This is a genomic window from Ruegeria sp. BC7 (assembly GCF_056539165.1).
Window position 1 is genome coordinate 349,534 of record NZ_JBQFUL010000003.1, and the last position, 16,198, is coordinate 365,731.

Sequence of the window (16,198 nt, forward strand, 5' to 3'; positions counted from 1 at the left end):
CGTAGAACCGGACAGGAGCGTGCAATGAACAAATGGATTTCTCTGGGCGTTCTTGGCGTGCTTGCCGCCTGCGATGTGCCACAAGCACCCGTGGTCACAGGTCCGGGCGGCCAACAACAGATCCAGATCAGCACCAGCGGTCTGACCTGTTATGAGTCGCGCTGCCTCGACATCAACCCGGCCGCCCGGTCCGTGCGCATGGTCGGGAACCGAAGAACCGGAATACCCGGCAACATTGATGTCAGCGACGGCACGATTACCCCTGCCGAATTCAGGCGTCTGGGTGAAGTCGCCAGCCTTGCCGGAGGCATGGGCTCACGCGGGGATCGCGGCTAGGCCAGACTGTCCATCTTGCGGGCAAGTTTTGCGTCAAGCGACGACAAACCGCCGACGTCATGCGTTGAAAGTGTCACCTCGACCGTGCGGTAGACATTGAACCATTCAGGGTGGTGGTTCCACTTTTCAGCAAAAATCGCCACCTGCGTCATCCAGCCGAACGCGTGGACGAAATCCTCGAAGATGAAGGTTTTTGTAATCGCATCCCGGTCCTTGACCATGGTCCAGCCGTTCTTGAACAGCGGGTCCAGAAGGGGGCCGCGGGTCTCGGTCGACAAAAGTTCGGTCATTGCTGTTCCTCCGGGTTCGATTTTCTGAACGGACCGTAATCCGTTAGAATCTCGATCTCTTCTCCCACTGCGGCTGCCTCGGCGTCCAGATATTTCTTGATCGCATCTGCAAAACCGGGGTCGTTCACCCAATGCAGGCTATGCGTGCGCGTGGGTAGATAGCCGCGTGCCAGCTTGTGTTCCCCCTGCGCACCGGCTTCGACCCGCGCCAAGCCCTGTGAGATGGCGAAGTCGATCGCCCTATAATAGCACAGTTCAAAATGCAGGCAGGCGTGGTGTTCGACGCACCCCCAATAGCGGCCAAACAAAGTCTCGCGCCCGATGAAGTTCAGCGCTCCGGCAATCGGGTATCCGTCGCGCTCGGCCAGCACCAAGGCCATGTCACCGGCCATGGTTTCATGCGCAATATCAAAGAATTGCCGCGTCAGATACGGCATTCCCCATTTGCGCGCGCCCGTGTCCTGATAAAACCGCCAGAACGCATCCCAATGTTCAGGCCGCAGGTCATCGCCGGTATAGGTGCGAATCTCACCGCCAAAACTGCAAGCCTGTGCGCGTTCCTTGCGGATATTCTTGCGCTTGCGCGAAGACAGCGCCGCAAGAAACCCATCAAAGTCACCGTATTCGTCATTCAACCAGTGGAACTGCTGGGAATGGCGAACCATCAGACCCATTTCTTCGCCCACAGCGGCCTCCGCTTCGGTGCAGAAGGTCGCGTGGATGGATGAGACCTGATTGTCCGCCGCCAGTTGCACCGCCCCCTGGACCAAAGCGGACATACCGACGCCCTCATAGCCCGGCCGCACCAGAAACCGCCGCCCCGTGGCGGGGGTAAAGGGCACCGCGATCTGCAGCTTGGGGTAATAGCGCCCGCCTGCGTTTTCATAGGCATGCGCCCAGTTGTGGTCGAAAATATACTCGCCCTGAGAATGCGACTTGGCATACATCGGTGCCGCCCCGATCAGCATCCCGTCCAGATAGGCAGTCAGATATTGTGGCTGCCAGCCAGTGCCACGCCCGACCGAACCGCTTTGTTCCAGCGCCAGCAGAAACCGATGCGTGGTGAAAGGATCAAACGGGCGACCCCCGTCCAAGGCTTCGGGGCAGGCACAACTGTCCCACTCAGCCGCAGGTATCTGCGCGAGTGAATTCAGTACCCGAACCTCGATCTGTGCCTGATCCATGTGCCCTCCGCGTCTGGTCTTTATCTGTGACGGACGGGGTTGGGTTCAACCCGGATGGGCGGCCAAATACCCCTCGAAGGTCACATTATCGGCAACCTTGCGGGCCTCTGCCTCTTGTTCGGGCGTGCGGACGGTCCAGCACAGGATCGGAACGCCCTTCGCCTTCAGCTCGGCCACGCGAGGGCGCATGAGGTCGGCGGCTTCGTGACTGATAAAGCTGGCTCCGACCCGGTCGAAATCCGGGATGCCACGCAGATGGTCGCACACACCCTGCGGTAACAGCTCGACCTTCGGCTCATAGGCGCAGGTTGTGATCCCACGCGGCAAGCGCGGAGCCAGACGCGCCAGTTCCGCCACCGAATTGGGGTTGAACGACATCAGCGCCACCGGGCCATCATAGCCCTGCAAGGCTCGGACGGTGTCATGCTCCAACGGGCCGATATTAGGACCCATCGCGCCATCCTGATCCTTGAGCTCGATTAATAGGGGAACCTGACCCGAAACGATGTCCAACACCTCGTCCAGTGTTGGAATGCCGTCATCGCCAAACAACAATGTCAGCTTCGAGGCCTCAGCCGACGAAACCTGCCGGATCGGACCCGACTGACCGGTCAAACGCGTCAAGTCATAGTCGTGGAACACCACAGCCCGGTCATCTGCGGCCAGTTGCAGGTCGATCTCAATCCCGTACCCAGCCCGGATCGCCGCACGAATGGCCGCCCGGCTGTTTTCCGGGCGGTTGTCCGAGATGTCATGCAAGGCCCGATGCGCAATCGGAGCCCGCAGGAAAGCGGCTGGTAATGCAGGCGTCATGCGATCTCGAAGATACCTTCGATCTCAACCGCCACGCCCAGAGGCAGCGACGCGGCGCTGACAGCCGAGCGCGAATGACGGCCCGCTTCGCCCAGCGCCTCGACCAGAAAATCGGATGCGCCGTTGATGACCTGCGGCTGCGCAGTGAAATCAGCGGTCGAGTTCACGAACCCGGTCAGCTTGATCACGCGCACCAGCTTATCGATATCCCCACCGCAGGCCGCCTTGACCTGTGCCAGCAGGTTGATCGCGCAGACCTTGGCGGCGGCGGCTCCGGCCTCGACTTCCATGTCATCGCCCAGCTTGCCGGTGATCAGGTCGTCATCCTTGGAAATCTGGCCCGAGACATAGACAATGTTCCCAACACGCACGAAAGGGACGTAATTCGCGGCCGGAGCAGGCGCGTCCGGCAAAGTGACGCCCAGGCTTTCCAGTTTTGCTGCGATGCTCATGTGATGATCCTCACCTAAATTCGACTCGGTCGGACGCTAACCGGGTTCAGGGATTTGGAAAAGCACGAAACCGGCAGTTTTGTTGCAGCCTGCGCACTAAGCATAACTTCTCTTATTCGGGACGCTTCCATTCTGGTCACTTTACCTTGACCCTAAGCGCAGGTTAAACGCTGGCTGTTTCTGTGTATTTGTGAAACATCTGAGTGACGTCGAATTGTGCCGCCTCAAACGGCCAAAGGCAGTATTGATTAAATGTTCGGGCGCATCGTTTCCGAGCAGGTTGGAGTGGCAAGACCCGTGTTGAGCAGAATTCGCTTGAAGCCCCTGGTCGTCCTGTCCGTTATGACAGTTCTTGGTGCATGTGCCACGCGCCCGCCCGAAGGAACGCCTCCGGGGGAAACATTCGATCCGTATGAAAACGCCAATCGGGGCATCCACAAGTTCAACCTTGGCGTTGACCGGTTTTTGTTCCGTCCAGCCTCGAAGGGCTATGTTAAGATTGTGCCCGATCCGATGGTCACCAGCTTCAACCACTTTGCCGAAAACCTAACGATGCCGGGGCAGGCATTGGACTACCTGCTGCAAGGCAATATCAAACAGTCCGGGAATGCTCTGCTGCGGTTCGTGATCAATACGACGGTCGGCGGCGCGGGTCTGTCCGATCCCGCCAGCGAATTGAACCTGCCGCCGGTGGACACGGATTTCGGCGAGACACTGCACGTGTGGGGCGTGGGTGAGGGCGCTTATGTCGAGCTGCCGTTCTACGGCCCGTCAACCCAGCGGGATTCGATTGGCGTGATCGTCAATCTGTTCTCGAACCCCATCAACTTTACGCCTGTTCGCCCGGTCGACAATATCGGCGTCTACGCCGAGGTAGTGCGCCGCATGGGCGATCGCGGCCGGTTCTCGGATACGGTCGATTCGATCCTGTATGAAAGTGCCGACAGCTACAGGCAGGCACAGACCATCTACTTGCAAAACCGGCGCTTTGAACTGGCAAGAGACGATGAAGACGCCTATTTGGGTCTGTATGATGACCCCTATGCCGAAACCGGGACCGACCCAGTCAGGGACCCCTACCTAGACCCCTACGAGGACCCCTATGCCGAGTAACCACTTGAACCGACGCAGTTTCGTCGCCACTGGCCTTGCCGGTGCGCTGATGACTGCCCTCCCCGCTTTCGCGCAGACCGAAGCCAGCGCCAAGGCTTTGGTTGTCAGCGTCGTGGACGAAATCAACCGCGTGATCGCCTCGGGTAAGTCCGAAAAAGCGATGATCCGCGATTTTGAGAAAATCTTCGTTAAATATGCCGACGTTCCGATTATGGCGCGCTATGTGCTGGGCGCTGACGGCCGCTCGGCCAGTTCATCGCAGCTAAAACAATTCACCAAGGCGTTTCAGGGCTATATCTCAACCAAATACGGCCGCCGTTTCCGGGAATTCATCGGTGGTCAGGTTACAGTTCGGAACGCCCGCAAGATCAAGGCCGGGTACGAAGTTCGTACGTCGGTCAAGCTTCAGGGCTCGTCCCCGTTCGAGGTGACCTTTCTGGTGTCCGACAAGTCCGGGCGTGATCGGTTTTTCAATATGTTCATCGAAGGGGTGAACATGCTGCTGACGGAACGGACCGAAATCGGCGCTATGCTGGATGCGCGTGGCGGTGATCTGAACCGACTTATCAAGGACATGAACCAGAATAAGCTCAGCTAAACTGGCCCATAGATGCAAAAAGCGCCGCGCGACCCCAATCGCGCGGCGCTTTGTCGTTCTGCTGCCTTAGTTCAGGCGCTCACCGGTTTCCTTGGCGAAATAGGAAACTTTGCTCATGTCAAAGGCCAGGTTCAACATCTTGCCCGCCCGCGCGCTGGTTTCCGCGTGAAGGCGCGCAGTGACCTGCTTGCCTCCCAGTTCCGAGACCACATAGGTGTCAGCCCCCGCCGGTTCGACCATATCGACCAGGCACTCGGCCTCTTGCACGCCATCGCCTGCGCGGAACCCGGCCTCGGCAATATCCTCGGGGCGCAGGCCAAGGATCACATCCTGCGGCAGCGACAGATCGCGGGCATCGTTCAGCACCAGAGTCTCACCACTATCGCGGGCGATGGCGATCTGGGTACCCGGCCCGTTCTTGCGCGCCTGCGCCGGGATCAGGTTCATCGCGGGCGAGCCCATGAAGTCGGCCACGAACAGGTTGGCCGGGTTGTTGTATATCTCGGCCGGGCTGCCGATCTGCTGCACGATCCCACCCTTGAGAACCACGATCTTGGTGGCCAAGGTCATCGCCTCAATCTGGTCGTGGGTGACGTAGACAATGGACGCATCCAGTGTTTGATGCAGTTTCTTGATCTCGGTCCGCATTTCGACCCGCAGCTTGGCGTCGAGGTTCGACAGCGGCTCGTCGAACAGGAACAGCTTGGGGTCACGCACCAGCGCCCGGCCCATCGCAACCCGCTGACGCTGACCGCCTGACAACTGGCTGGGGCGGCGGTTCAGCAGAGGTTCAATCTGCAACAGTTGGGCAACCTCTTTCAGCTTGGCGTCCTGCGTCGCCTGATCGACCCCGCGCACCTTCATACCAAAGGTGATGTTCTTGGCGACGGACATGGTCGGGTACAAGGCATAGGACTGGAACACCATCGCGATGTCGCGGTCCTTGGGGCTGACATGGGTCATGTCGTTCCCGCCGATGGACAACGTCCCACCGGTGATAGGCTCTAGACCTGCGATACAATTCAGCAGGGTGGATTTGCCGCAACCCGACGGGCCGACCAACACCAGGAAATCACCCGGTTCGATCGAGATGTTGATGTCCTTGAGAATCTCGGTCGCGCCGTAATTCTTGTACAGGTTTTGGATATCGAGGATCGGGGCCATGATTTATCCCTTCACGGAACCAGCGGTCAGACCGCGGATGAAATACTTACCGGCAACGACATAGACGAGCAGCGTCGGCAGCCCCGCGATGATCGCGGCAGCCATGTCGACGTTGTATTCTTTGACGCCGGTGGTGGAGTTTACGATGTTATTCAGTGCCACGGTCACGGGCTGCGTCCCCGCCTGACTGAAGGACACACCGAACAGGAAGTCGTTCCAGATCTGCGTGAACTGCCAGATCACGGTCACCACGATGATGGGCAGCGACAGCGGCAGGAAGATCGACCAGAAGATCCGCAGGAACCCGGCCCCATCGACGCGGGCTGCTTTGGTCAGCTCGGCCGGGATGGTGACGTAGTAGTTGCGGAAGAACAGCGTGGTGAAGCCCAGCCCGTAGATGACGTGAACAAAGATCAGTCCCGGAATGGTCCCGGCGATCCCCATCATGCCCAGCAGACGTGCCATCGGCAGCAAGACAACCTGAAACGGGATAAAGCAGCCAAACAGCATCAGCGAGAAGATGATGTTCGCCCCTTTGAACCGCCACTGCGCCACGACATAGCCGTTTAGCGCGCCCAGCAAGGTCGAGATCGCAACCGCAGGCACCGCGATCAGGACCGAGTTCCAGAAATAGGGCCGCAGACCCTCACACTGAATACCGGTGCAAGCGCCGGACCATGCCGTTTTCCAAGCGTCGAAACTGACCTCACGCGGTAGAGAAATCAGAGACCCGGTGCGAATTTCCTCAAGGCTTTTCAGCGAAGTGGTCAACATCACGAACAGCGGCATCAGGTAATACAGCGCAAACAGGCCCAACAGGACATACAGCAGCCAACGCAGGGCAATCTTGCCAGCGGCACTTTGGCTACGGGGTTGCGTTCGGGATTGGGGCATCGACAGATCAGTCATTTTTCGCCCTCAGCTCTGAGTAAAGATAGGGAACCACGATGGCAAAGACGACCAGCATCATGATCATCGCAGACGAGGCCGCCTGACCGATGTCGCCGCGCGAAAACGCCATGGCGTACATGTAGGTTGCCGGTAGATCGGTCGCGTAGCCCGGACCGCCGCCTGTCAGGGCGATGACCAGATCAAAGCTCTTGATCGCAAGGTGCGCCAGCACGATGAAAGCCGACAGGAAGATCGGGGCCATCGAAGGGATGATAATCGCCGTATAGATGCGCCATGTGGGGATACCATCGACCTGCGCGGCCTTGATGATCTCACCATCCACCGAGCGCAGCCCGGCCAGGAATAGCGCCATAACGAAGCCCGAGCTTTGCCAGATCGCGGCCATGACGATGGTGTAGATGGCGTAATCTGGGTTCACCAGCCAGTCGAACTCGAAGTTTGTGAACCCCCAGCCCTGCACCATGGATTCAATGCCCAAACCGGGGTTCAAAATCCACTTCCACGCCGTGCCGGTCACGATCATCGACAGCGCCATAGGGTACAGGTAGATGGTGCGGATCGCCCCTTCGACGCGGATTTTCTGATCCAGCAGGATGGCCAGCAACAGGCCCAGCACCATCGCGATCACGATGAACAATGCGCCAAAGATATACAGGTTGTTAATCGCCGTATCCCAGCGGGGCGAGTCGAACAGGCGTTCATACTGAATGAAGCCCTTGATCTCGTATTTCGGCAGCAGTTTCGATCGGGTCAGCGACACCCAAGCCGTCCATCCGATAAAGCCGTAGACAAAGATCAATACGGCAATGAACGACGGTGCCAGCACCACCTTGGGCAGGTGGTTTTCCAGCCATTCGGACATTTTTTCCTCCGGGAGAAAAGAGGCTCTGCCCCACAGTATAGGGGCAGAGCCGGTTCGGATCAGTAGCTGTTTGCCACCGCGTCCGCCAGTTGCTGAACAGCGTCAGCCGAGGACATTTCCGAGTTGAAATGTGCGGTTACAACGTCGGTAATCGCACCGGATTGCGACCCGCGCAGCGCCATGCCGTGCGCATAAGACGGCAGCAGTGACCCAGCCGCCGAGGTCGAGCCCATGTCTTCAGCTGACAGGTTGGCGCAGATGTCGAAGTCATCCAGCGCCACGTCGGTCCGTGCCGGGATCGAGCCCTTGTTCAGGTTGAACACCTTCTGGAAGTTCGGCGCGACGATCAGCTTGGCCAGCAGATCCTGACCGGCTTTCTTGTCATCTCCGTCCACGTCGAACATGGCAAAGCTGTCGACGTTGTACAGGTAGCCGTCACCGGGGGTCGAAGCGCACAGGAAGTCCTCACCCGGCTTTTTGCCAGCCGCCAGGAACTCACCCTTGGCCCAGTCACCCATGATCTGGAAGGCTGCTTCGCCGTTCATCACCATGGCCGTCGCCAGGTTCCAGTCACGGCCCGAGAAGTTTTCGTCCACGTAACCGCGCAGGGTGCGCATCTGGTCAAACACCTGCACCATTGTGTCCGAGGTCAACGCCTCAGGGTCCAGATCGACCAGCGCCTTCTGATAGAACTCAGGCCCGCCGATGCCCAGCAAAACAGCCTCGAATACGGTCGCGTCCTGCCAGGACTGACCACCATGAGCCAGTGGGATCACACCGGCATCCATCAGCTTGACCGCGGCCGCGTTGAACTCGTCCCACGTGGTCGGCATCTCGATCCCGTTGGCGGCCAGAACGTCCGCATTGGCCCAGATCCAGTCCACACGGTGAACGTTTACAGGCGCGGCGCACCATGTGCCTTCACACATCATATGACCCGCGATCGAGGCAGGCAGAACATCGGCCCAACCTTCGGCTTCGGCAACGGATGAAATGTCGGCCAGAACGCCTTCTTCATACCATTCCTGGATCGCCGGGCCTTTCAACTGAACAGCGGTCGGCGCGTTTCCGGCCAGAACACGGGCACGCAAGGCGGTCATCGCAGCATCACCACCACCACCGGCAACCGGCATATCGGTCCAGGTGCCGCCATTCGCTGCAAACTCCTCCTGCAGAACGGCTACCGACTTGGCCTCACCGCCCGACGTCCACCAATGCAGAACCTCGGCCTCGGGTCCGGCCAACGCTGTCGACCCGGCAACCACGGCCAATGTCGAAACGGTAGCAAGTGCAAAACGCTTCATTTCCTGTCTCCTCCCTGGAAATTCGGAGCCGCTGTCAAAGCGGCGATGACGGCCATACTGATGCGCACAGGCCGTCTGGCAACGTGGAATCTTTCGCAACATGCAGAAATAGCCCAAATTTTCACCGCTTTTGTTACAGCGTGTTACGTTGACATTGAATCTGTTTCCGTTCGTTACAATTGACGATACCGGAGGAGCAGAAACAGGGAGGACAAGCCGCGTGAGCATTCCGCGACTTTTGGTGGTGGACGACGACCCAGAAATGCGGTCGATGATGACGCAGTTCATGCAGCAAAACGGTTTCATCGCCCTGCCCGCTCGATCTGAATCCGAAATCCGTGATCATCTTACCTCAGGCCGTATCGACCTGATCCTGCTGGACGTGATGCTGGGGGATGAAAACGGAGTCGAGATTTGCGCCCGTCTCAGAGCCGAACAGGATGTGCCGATCATTCTGGTTTCAGCCCTGTCCGCCGATCACCAAAGAATGGCCGGATACGAGGTCGGGGCCGATGACTATATCGCCAAGCCGTTCAACCCCCAACTGCTGCTGGCGCGTGTTCGCGCGGTTATGCAGCGCGCACGTCGGACGCCTTCGCTGGCCTATCGCCGCCGCACACGCAGTTTCCGGTTCGACGGGTGGCTTTATGACGGCAAACGCGACGAAGTATTCTCGCCCGAAGGTTATCTTGTTTCTCTGTCGCAACGGGAAACAGCGCTGCTCAAGGTTTTGCTGGCCAACCCCCACATTCCCCTGACCCGCGACGAGATCGTGGCCGCACTGGACGTGACAGGCGACAGCGACAAGCCCGAAGCGCAAGGTCGCGCGATTGACATGCTTGTCGGGCGCTTGCGATCCAAGATCGAGGCCAACCCGAAAGATCCACAGATGCTGCGGACAGAACGGGGCGTCGGATATGTCTTTGCCGCCGAAGTCTCGGTGCAAGAGGAATGACATGGCGTCTGCGCAACTTGGGCTGGCTGTGGGTTCTTTCGGCCTTTGCCGCAGGATTGCTTTCGGCTGGGTTGTGGTTCGCCTCTGCCCGTGCCTGGAACCAATTCCTGACGCGCTCTTTCGTTGCCGGGTTCACCATCTATGAAGACCTGCGCACCGGTATGGCCTCGTCCACTGCGTTTTCAATAGAACCCCTGTCACCGCAGGATTCGTCCCTGGCGGAATCGGGTGATTTTCAGCAGTTGCCGGGTTTCGCCGACCGGCGTTTCGTAACCAATCTTTCCATCCTGACAGACAGTTCATCCCCGCTCAGTGGGCGCGAGCTGACTCTGGCTATCCTGTCCGACCGGCTGGTCTATCCGGTATCGGACATCGTCTCTGGCACGGATCAGACCGGCCCCGAGAAGATGGGCAATCTGACCCGCCTACTGGCCACCTACTGCAGCGAGCCGATACTGATCGCCCAATTTGGACGCGGGCCGTGGTACAGGGTAGACGGAACCTCAATCTGGGGCTGCGGGGCCGCTCCGGTTGATCTGCGTCTGCCCGCCATCTTGTTGAGCATCGTTGCGCTTGCCGTGATCCTGACTTCGGTCGGCAATGTGTCCGATACGTTCACCCGTTTTGCCCACGCCCTGCGCGAGAGGCGGCGGCGCGGTGGACCGCAAAGCTATGACACGGATGGCCCCGAAGAGTTGCGCGACATCGTCTCGGCCGTGAACGCACATCTTGAAGCCGAGCGCATGCAGCTTGAGAAACGTGCCACTGTCCTGTCCGGAGTCAGTCACGATCTGGGAACTCCGGCAACCCGCGTTCGCCTACGCGCCGCCCTGATTGCCGATGACGAACTGCGCGAAAAGCTCGAGGCTGACGTCGATCAGATGACCGGCATGATCGAAAGCGTCCTGACCTACACGCGGTCCGAGCTAAGCGTCGAGGAACCGCGACAGATCTCGCTGACATCGCTGGTCGAGTCGGTCGTGGCCGACTATCAGGACATGGACCTGCCCGTCACGCTGCAAAAGGTTGATCCGGTCGCGGTCGAGGGCGCTCCGTCGGTCTTTATGACCCGGCGCGGACATGGATCGCTGCCGGAGACTCGGCGCATGTTGGTTACTGGGCGCCCGATCTCGCTGAAACGCGCGCTGACCAACCTGATCGACAACGCGCTGAAATATGGTCGCCACGCCGAGGTGCAACTGGAAACTGATGCGCACACAGCGACCATTACCGTCGAGGACAAGGGCACGGACTTGTCTGTCGCCGACATCGAAACGCTGATGGCCCCGTTTCGGCGCGGCTCGAACACCGGATCGTCCGACGGGTTTGGCCTTGGCCTGACGATTGCCGCCACAGTCGCCGAGCAGCATGGCGGCGAACTAACCTTCGAAGCAGGAGATCGCGGGCTACGCGCGCGCCTCCAGATCACCCGGCAATAATCCTTTAGCTCATATAGCTGCGCACCAGCGCTCCTGCGATCAGGGACCACCCATCCGCGATGACAAAAAACGCCAGTTTGAACGGCAGAGATACCGTTGCCGGCGGCACCATCATCATCCCCATCGACATCAGCACCGCAGCGACAACCAGATCAATAATCAGAAAAGGCAAAAAGATCAGAAACCCGATCTGAAAAGCCCGAGCAATCTCGGACAGCATAAAGGACGGCATCAGGATCGAAAGCGGAGCTTGCGGCGACAACACAGCGGTGTCGCCCTCGGGCCGCAAGGCTGCCATCGCGTGAAACGTATCCGGGTCCAGGCGCGCAGCCATAAAGACGCGAAACGGCTGAATGGCACGTTCCAGCGCCAAATCCACTTCTAGAGTCTCCTCGACCATAGGCCGGATACCGATCGTCCATGCCTCGGTAAAGACCGGCTCCATGATGAAGTAAGTGAGAAACAACGCCAGGCTGACGATCAGCATGTTAGGAGGCGATTGCTGAAGCCCGATGCCTTGCCGAAGGATCGCCAAAACAGTGATCAGAAACGGAAAACACGTGATCATGATCGCCAGTCCCGGCGCAAGGCTCAGCACTGTGACCAACAGGATCAACTGAATGGTCCGTGCTGAAATCGAACCACCTTCCCCCAGCGAAAGCGATACCTCCTGCGCCGCGGCCAGCGACGGGCACAACATTACCGTTAAAGCGATCAGCCCGGGCAACCAACGCATCAGCCGATTCCGTTTTGCAAATCCGCGATTTCAGTCAACCGCACGGCAAGTTGCCCTGCTTGATCGCCCTCCATTTCTTCAAGCAGACCCCGTGCCACAAGTTGATCCCCGACATAGAGGTCAACCGGATCCTCGATACGTTTGTCCAGGGTCAGCACGGCATTCTCGCCCATGCTCAACAGATCGCGGATCAGCGGTCGCGCGCGCCCGACCGAGACGGTGACCTCGATAGGGACATTTTCAAACGGGTTCGTTTTTTCGGGTCGCTGGGTCTGGGTATCACTCATTGGTCAATGCCTTTTTTGCCTCGAATACATAGGCGTCGAACGCCCCGGAAATGGCGGCAAGCAGATCGGTGCAATCCACCTCGCGCCTGTGCACTCCGACCTGCAACCTTGCCTGCCCTGCCTCCAGCGACGGGTCTTCAACGACTTGGGTGGACGGGGACAGCTCTGCCGGAACCATCTCGTCAACTTCCGCCACGCAGCCAACGGGCACAAATATCTGCATAGGCTGGCCAATGTGATCGCGCGCCATTTCGGTTAGTTGTTCAGTCAGTCGCGTTGCAAAACCTCGATCCAACGTTTCAGGCAGAACTACCTCAACAAGACTGTGGAACATGGGCTTCAGCGACATGGTCATCCTCGCCAAGGCTTCCTGGTAGGTGAACGACATATCTCCGAGCGCTTTGGCCAGGTCCGCTGAGACCTCTCCTTTGTCCTGTGCCTGAGCCTGTACCGCGTCTTCCCAACCTGCGCTGTAGCCTTGCTCGAATGCTGCAAGCCGCTGTTCCTCAAGCGCGTCTTCATCCAGAAGGAGCACTTTGGCTGTGCCGGCCTGTAGTGTAAAATCCTCAAGAAGGTGGGCAATCGACATCAGACGCGCTCCTCACCTTCTTCGAGCCAACTGCGCAGGATTTCTACGGTTTCCTCCTGCTTGTCGCCAATCATTGCGCGCAACCGTTCGACAGGATCAGCGCTCTGCTGGGCTGTAGGCGCGGGAAGTTCTTCCTGTGCAACCTGTCCCGGAAGCGACGTGAAACGACCGGCTTCGTCCGTGGCAATCTCTCCGGTCAGAACGGTCTGGGGGTCAGAGGGCGCAGCCGCGGGCAACAAGGGCGGCGCTGCCTGAGGTTTTGTCAGGATCGGACGGATCACGAACAGCCCGAGAATCAGCGAGACGATGGCCAACACCGCCATCTGGATCAGCGACATCGCGTCAAAATGCACGTTCTGCCAGATCGAAGCCGACGCAAGCGTTCCCTGTGGTTCAACCGACGGCAGATCCATGGATTTCAACGTGATCACATCTCCACGTTCTGCGTCAAAGCCGACCGCCGAAGCCACCAGCTCTTTCAGGGCTTCCATCTCAACCTCGGGCATCGGGACAAAGGTTTCGACACCGGCAGCGTCCGTTTCCCGCGACCCGTTCACCAGCACGGCCACCGTTAGTCGCCTGATCGCGCCCGGGGCATTGTGCACCTCAAGCTCGGTCTCTGATACTTCGTAGTTCACACGTTCACGCGTCTGGGTGGCATTCGAGTTTGATTCGTCGCCTCCCGCTCCGTCCCCATCCGGCAGGTTCGATGCCACAGTGACATCGGCGGATTGGTTGCGCGCACTGTCCGAACGCTCTTCGACATCCGTGCTGATGGCAACACGACCATTGGGATCAAAACGCCGTTCGCGGATGGATTCCGTCTTGGTGACAGTATCCACGCTGACCTCTACCACGGCATTTCCGGCCCCGACCCGCGCTTCGACCAAACGTAGAACACGCTCTCGCATTTGACGCGACTTGTCGTCAGCCGTAACCGCCCGGGGTTTTCCGAACTTGAGGACGCGCTGAAAGAGCTAAAACAGGCTGCGGCATGAAAAAGTTGGGGTTTCTTGTTGCTGGCCTTTTGGCGATCGCAAACTTGGCGACTGCGCGACCGGTGACCGTTAGAACCGGCGAGCACGACGGCTACACGCGGCTGGTCGTTCAAGTTCCAGCTGGTACTGACTGGACACTGGCACAAACTAGGAATGGCGCGCGATTGAGCGTGGCGCTGGAAGACGTGACCTTTGATACGGGCTCTGTTTTTCAGAGACTTACGCAAAACCGGCTGGCGGCCATATCGCAGAAAAGCCCCGGTGAGGCTTTGGAGATGCAGTTTGGCTGCGACTGTGTCGCGTCATCCTTTCTGTACAAAGACACGATGATCGTCGTCGATATTACCGCGGCTAAAATTCAACCGGCGATCAGCTCCGATATTCCTCCGCCCCTGCTGCCCAAAGCTGTACCAGCCCCAAACCCTCTGGACAGCGCGCAGCCTTTGAAGGCGCTGCTGTCATTACCCGTTGTGAACTTGAACGCACGGCTCCTTGAAAGTCAGCTTTCCACGCGGCTGCTGCAAGGCGCTGACCGGGATCTCGTAGACCTTGAACTCGCTCCGGTCGGGCCAAGGGCATCGATTGCCAAAGACGTACTGCAACCGGCGTTTGATCTGAACGCGAATATCAACGTGACCTCGATTGCGGACGAACTGAACGATCAGTTCGGCGCGCGTTTGATGCCCATTGAACGGTATCCCGCGTGTTTTACCAGTGCTGACCTTGGTTTCGGCAAATGGTCTGAGGCAGATCCGTTTCCGTTGCAGTTGGCCGAGCTACGCATCACATTGTTTCAAGAGTTTGATCACCTCGATGCAGATTCGGCCCTAAAACTCGCAAAGCTATACGCGTTTCACGGGTTTGGCGCAGAATCGCTTCGGATGCTGGAACTTTTGGGCAAGGTATCATCGCCCGAGACGACGCGGATCGCCGCGATAGCGCAATATTTGGATCGCGGTGAAGTGTCTGAGGCCAACCCGTTTGCAGGCTTGCAAAATTGCGAAAGTGACGCGGCATTGTGGTCTGTGCTCACCGAAGGCATCTTGGCCGAGGATGCAGCGCTCAACGCCATCGAGCAGTCCTTTGCACGTTTGCCCCGCCATTTGCGACGTCAGCTTGGCCCCGAACTGTCAGAGATTTTCGTGAAGGGCAAGGAACTGGAAGCCGCCCGGCGGGTAATGCGCGGTGTTGGCCGCGTCCAAACCAATCCCAGTGCAAGCGCATCGAATGCCAATGCCAAAATCGCGGCTTCTGACGGCGACGGGCCGCTGGCTGAAACGCTGCTGACCGATGCTATTTCTGCACCCGGATCCACGTTGGAGGCTCCGGTCGCTTTAGTTCGCCTCGTCGACAAACGGTGGACGGATCGGGGGTCGGTTTCCGCCAAGGAGGTGGCTCTTGCCGCCTCATTCGCGGCCGAGTTGCGCGAGTCTTCGCTTCAGCCAGTGCTTCAACGCACGCATGCGGTTGCCCTTGGGCTAAGCCAAGAATTTGATAAGGCTCTGGATTTTCTGGAGGAGATTCCGAAAGGGCCCGAACATGACGCGGGGCTAAACCAGATCACGCAGGTTCTGACGGAACGCGCCGATAATACAACTTTTTTGCGGCGCGTTTTGACGATGTCAGCGGAACATAGAAATGCTCTGACGACCGGCACGGCCATAGCAGTGGCAGATCGATTGGTATCTCTTGGTTTTGCGCGCCCGGCGCATGTTTTGGCCAGCCGATCTCAAGACAAGGCTCGCGTTGCAGATCGGGCACGTTTGCGCGCACATTCCGCCCTGCTGTCCCGCCGCCCGCATCAGGCTTTGCTAGAGTTGGCCGACGACTCGTCAGAGAAAGCAACGCAAATTAAGCTGCAGGCACTCCAGTCCGTCAATGACTACGCGACGGCCGGAAGTCTTTCCTTGGCGTTTGGCAACTACGACGAAGCAAACAGGTTCTTTTGGCTGGCCGATCTGCCCGATGAAGTCGACACGGTGCAAGGTCCAAGATTTGGCCGGATAAGCCAAACAACCCAAAACCTGTCAAGGCAACCTAGCCGCGTGCCCGGAAAACCATTAGCTGACGCCAGAACCCTGCTGCAAGACAGCGCAGACACCCGGCAACAAATCGCGGAATTATTGGCAGCGGTTGTCAGATAGAACTCGCAGTTTTGCAGAATTC

Annotated in this window: 17 protein-coding genes and 1 pseudogene; 6 read left to right on the top strand and 12 right to left on the bottom strand. The window is 58.6% G+C overall.

Features of this window, described 5'->3' with window-relative positions; genetic code table 11:
• Window positions 1-24 precede the first annotated feature (24 nt).
• Window positions 25-336, top strand: a complete 312-nt coding sequence (locus ACR0KS_RS10740; RefSeq protein WP_170483571.1) for a hypothetical protein — start codon at window positions 25-27, stop codon at window positions 334-336.
• Here the strand turns inward: ACR0KS_RS10740 and ACR0KS_RS10745 are convergent.
• The 4 genes from ACR0KS_RS10745 to ACR0KS_RS10760 are packed head-to-tail and all read right to left on the bottom strand — an operon-like array spanning window position 333 to window position 3,075.
• Window positions 333-626: a 4a-hydroxytetrahydrobiopterin dehydratase gene (locus tag ACR0KS_RS10745; RefSeq protein WP_170387748.1), complete on the bottom strand. Its 294-nt coding sequence runs from the start codon at window positions 624-626 to the stop codon at window positions 333-335. The two genes, ACR0KS_RS10740 and ACR0KS_RS10745, sit on opposite strands and share 4 nt — an antisense overlap.
• Window positions 623-1,810 (bottom strand): GNAT family N-acetyltransferase, encoded by a 1,188-nt coding sequence (locus ACR0KS_RS10750; RefSeq protein ID WP_170564058.1) that lies wholly within the window; start codon window positions 1,808-1,810, stop codon window positions 623-625. The genes ACR0KS_RS10745 and ACR0KS_RS10750 overlap by 4 nt, the downstream gene beginning before the upstream one ends.
• A gap of 45 nt (window positions 1,811-1,855) precedes the next feature.
• A complete protein-coding gene (locus ACR0KS_RS10755) occupies window positions 1,856-2,623 on the bottom strand; it encodes a glycerophosphodiester phosphodiesterase family protein (protein WP_170564061.1) in 768 nt (255 codons plus the stop codon).
• Window positions 2,620-3,075 carry a RidA family protein gene (locus ACR0KS_RS10760; RefSeq protein WP_170387755.1) on the bottom strand — a complete coding sequence of 152 codons (456 nt, stop codon included), beginning with the start codon at window positions 3,073-3,075 and terminating at the stop codon, window positions 2,620-2,622. Before ACR0KS_RS10760 ends, ACR0KS_RS10755 begins: the two co-directional genes overlap by 4 nt.
• A 342-nt stretch (window positions 3,076-3,417) precedes the next feature.
• Between ACR0KS_RS10760 and ACR0KS_RS10765 the strand changes: the two genes are divergently transcribed.
• Complete coding sequence (locus ACR0KS_RS10765; RefSeq protein ID WP_170387999.1) at window positions 3,418-4,188, top strand: MlaA family lipoprotein; 771 nt, start codon at window positions 3,418-3,420, stop codon at window positions 4,186-4,188.
• Window positions 4,178-4,786: a Tgt2/MlaC family protein gene (locus ACR0KS_RS10770; protein ID WP_170387756.1), complete on the top strand. Its 609-nt coding sequence runs from the start codon at window positions 4,178-4,180 to the stop codon at window positions 4,784-4,786. The genes ACR0KS_RS10765 and ACR0KS_RS10770 overlap by 11 nt, the downstream gene beginning before the upstream one ends.
• 66 nt (window positions 4,787-4,852) lie before the next feature.
• Here the strand turns inward: ACR0KS_RS10770 and ACR0KS_RS10775 are convergent, their stop codons facing one another.
• The 4 genes from ACR0KS_RS10775 to ACR0KS_RS10790 are packed head-to-tail and all read right to left on the bottom strand — an operon-like array spanning window position 4,853 to window position 9,028.
• Window positions 4,853-5,950 (bottom strand): sn-glycerol-3-phosphate ABC transporter ATP-binding protein UgpC, encoded by a 1,098-nt coding sequence (locus tag ACR0KS_RS10775; protein WP_170387758.1) that lies wholly within the window; start codon window positions 5,948-5,950, stop codon window positions 4,853-4,855.
• A gap of 3 nt (window positions 5,951-5,953) precedes the next feature.
• On the bottom strand, window positions 5,954-6,859 hold the full coding sequence (locus ACR0KS_RS10780; protein WP_170387760.1) for a carbohydrate ABC transporter permease: 906 nt from the start codon (window positions 6,857-6,859) through the stop codon (window positions 5,954-5,956).
• Window positions 6,852-7,724, bottom strand: coding sequence for a carbohydrate ABC transporter permease (locus ACR0KS_RS10785; RefSeq protein ID WP_170387762.1), 873 nt, complete (start codon window positions 7,722-7,724; stop codon window positions 6,852-6,854). The genes ACR0KS_RS10780 and ACR0KS_RS10785 overlap by 8 nt, the downstream gene beginning before the upstream one ends.
• A gap of 59 nt (window positions 7,725-7,783) precedes the next feature.
• Complete coding sequence (locus ACR0KS_RS10790; RefSeq protein WP_170564064.1) at window positions 7,784-9,028, bottom strand: ABC transporter substrate-binding protein; 1,245 nt, start codon at window positions 9,026-9,028, stop codon at window positions 7,784-7,786.
• Window positions 9,029-9,248: 220 nt separating this feature from the next.
• Between ACR0KS_RS10790 and ACR0KS_RS10795 the strand changes: the two genes are divergently transcribed.
• Window positions 9,249-9,983 carry a response regulator transcription factor gene (locus tag ACR0KS_RS10795; protein ID WP_170483553.1) on the top strand — a complete coding sequence of 245 codons (735 nt, stop codon included), beginning with the start codon at window positions 9,249-9,251 and terminating at the stop codon, window positions 9,981-9,983.
• Complete coding sequence (locus tag ACR0KS_RS10800) at window positions 9,980-11,422, top strand: sensor histidine kinase (protein WP_170564067.1); 1,443 nt, start codon at window positions 9,980-9,982, stop codon at window positions 11,420-11,422. Before ACR0KS_RS10795 ends, ACR0KS_RS10800 begins: the two co-directional genes overlap by 4 nt.
• 4 nt (window positions 11,423-11,426) lie before the next feature.
• On the opposite strand, the gene fliP is transcribed toward ACR0KS_RS10800, so the two are convergent.
• The 4 genes and pseudogenes from fliP to ACR0KS_RS10820 all read right to left on the bottom strand — a co-directional run.
• Window positions 11,427-12,158, bottom strand: a complete 732-nt coding sequence (gene fliP, locus ACR0KS_RS10805) for a flagellar type III secretion system pore protein FliP (RefSeq protein WP_170564069.1) — start codon at window positions 12,156-12,158, stop codon at window positions 11,427-11,429.
• On the bottom strand, window positions 12,158-12,445 hold the full coding sequence (locus tag ACR0KS_RS10810; protein ID WP_170550892.1) for a FliM/FliN family flagellar motor switch protein: 288 nt from the start codon (window positions 12,443-12,445) through the stop codon (window positions 12,158-12,160). Before ACR0KS_RS10810 ends, fliP begins: the two co-directional genes overlap by 1 nt.
• Complete coding sequence (locus ACR0KS_RS10815) at window positions 12,438-13,034, bottom strand: ABC transporter ATP-binding protein (protein WP_170564072.1); 597 nt, start codon at window positions 13,032-13,034, stop codon at window positions 12,438-12,440. The genes ACR0KS_RS10810 and ACR0KS_RS10815 overlap by 8 nt, the downstream gene beginning before the upstream one ends.
• Window positions 13,034-13,975, bottom strand: a pseudogene (locus ACR0KS_RS10820) (flagellar M-ring protein FliF C-terminal domain-containing protein); the annotation flags it as partial. The pseudogene ACR0KS_RS10820 and the gene ACR0KS_RS10815, both read right to left, overlap by 1 nt.
• 53 nt (window positions 13,976-14,028) lie before the next feature.
• Here ACR0KS_RS10820 and ACR0KS_RS10825 point away from each other — a divergent pair.
• The gene (locus tag ACR0KS_RS10825; protein ID WP_170564075.1) at window positions 14,029-16,176 is read left to right on the top strand and encodes a hypothetical protein; all 2,148 of its coding nucleotides are present in this window, start codon (window positions 14,029-14,031) and stop codon (window positions 16,174-16,176) included.
• Window positions 16,177-16,198: the final 22 nt, after the last annotated feature.

What these genes read in the sequence shown, in the direction of transcription:
- ACR0KS_RS10825 (WP_170564075.1), top strand. Translation starts at nt 14,029, where the DNA reads ATGAAAAAGTTGGGGTTTCTTGTTGCTGGCCTTTTGGCGATCGCAAAC.
- ACR0KS_RS10785 (WP_170387762.1), bottom strand. Translation starts at nt 7,724, where the DNA reads ATGTCCGAATGGCTGGAAAACCACCTGCCCAAGGTGGTGCTGGCACCG.
- ACR0KS_RS10790 (WP_170564064.1), bottom strand. Translation starts at nt 9,028, where the DNA reads ATGAAGCGTTTTGCACTTGCTACCGTTTCGACATTGGCCGTGGTTGCC.
- ACR0KS_RS10760 (WP_170387755.1), bottom strand. Translation starts at nt 3,075, where the DNA reads ATGAGCATCGCAGCAAAACTGGAAAGCCTGGGCGTCACTTTGCCGGAC.
- ACR0KS_RS10780 (WP_170387760.1), bottom strand. Translation starts at nt 6,859, where the DNA reads ATGACTGATCTGTCGATGCCCCAATCCCGAACGCAACCCCGTAGCCAA.
- ACR0KS_RS10770 (WP_170387756.1), top strand. Translation starts at nt 4,178, where the DNA reads ATGCCGAGTAACCACTTGAACCGACGCAGTTTCGTCGCCACTGGCCTT.
- ACR0KS_RS10765 (WP_170387999.1), top strand. Translation starts at nt 3,418, where the DNA reads ATGACAGTTCTTGGTGCATGTGCCACGCGCCCGCCCGAAGGAACGCCT.
- ACR0KS_RS10775 (WP_170387758.1), bottom strand. Translation starts at nt 5,950, where the DNA reads ATGGCCCCGATCCTCGATATCCAAAACCTGTACAAGAATTACGGCGCG.
- ACR0KS_RS10740 (WP_170483571.1), top strand. Translation starts at nt 25, where the DNA reads ATGAACAAATGGATTTCTCTGGGCGTTCTTGGCGTGCTTGCCGCCTGC.
- ACR0KS_RS10810 (WP_170550892.1), bottom strand. Translation starts at nt 12,445, where the DNA reads ATGAGTGATACCCAGACCCAGCGACCCGAAAAAACGAACCCGTTTGAA.
- fliP (WP_170564069.1), bottom strand. Translation starts at nt 12,158, where the DNA reads ATGCGTTGGTTGCCCGGGCTGATCGCTTTAACGGTAATGTTGTGCCCG.
- ACR0KS_RS10745 (WP_170387748.1), bottom strand. Translation starts at nt 626, where the DNA reads ATGACCGAACTTTTGTCGACCGAGACCCGCGGCCCCCTTCTGGACCCG.
- ACR0KS_RS10800 (WP_170564067.1), top strand. Translation starts at nt 9,980, where the DNA reads ATGACATGGCGTCTGCGCAACTTGGGCTGGCTGTGGGTTCTTTCGGCC.
- ACR0KS_RS10755 (WP_170564061.1), bottom strand. Translation starts at nt 2,623, where the DNA reads ATGACGCCTGCATTACCAGCCGCTTTCCTGCGGGCTCCGATTGCGCAT.
- ACR0KS_RS10750 (WP_170564058.1), bottom strand. Translation starts at nt 1,810, where the DNA reads ATGGATCAGGCACAGATCGAGGTTCGGGTACTGAATTCACTCGCGCAG.
- ACR0KS_RS10815 (WP_170564072.1), bottom strand. Translation starts at nt 13,034, where the DNA reads ATGTCGATTGCCCACCTTCTTGAGGATTTTACACTACAGGCCGGCACA.